This is a genomic window from Aequorivita sp. KMM 9714, assembly GCF_011065475.1.
GTDB classification, from domain to species: Bacteria; Bacteroidota; Bacteroidia; order Flavobacteriales; family Flavobacteriaceae; genus Aequorivita; species Aequorivita sinensis.
The window spans coordinates 1-297 of the sequence record NZ_JAAGRO010000054.1 but is presented as its reverse complement, the minus strand read 5'-3'; the positions used below and the strand labels follow the sequence as shown (position 1 = coordinate 297).

The following is a 297-nucleotide window of genomic DNA, read 5'->3' as shown; positions in this document are numbered from 1 at the left end:
ATATCTATAATGAAATTATCAACCTTATTACCAACACTACAGGTTCAGACCTCTTCGTAGATAATGGCGATGGTACATTTACGCATACTACAGTAAATGGAGATGTAATTACGTTTGATGCTAACACGACTACATTGTTAGATAACGGTAATGGAACTTACACACTGACAAACGCAAATGGTGATACAATCACAATCGATGTTGTTGGAGATGTGGTAACTAACATCCAGAATCAAGGTGATATTTATAATGAAATTATCAACCTTATTACCAATACAACAGGTTCAGACCTTTTCG

General features: G+C 35.0%; 1 protein-coding gene. It reads left to right on the top strand.

The annotated features are described in order from the left end of the window. The coding region (locus tag G3A46_RS14645) for a hypothetical protein (RefSeq protein WP_165150778.1) at positions 1-297 on the top strand (297 nt) is incomplete at both ends.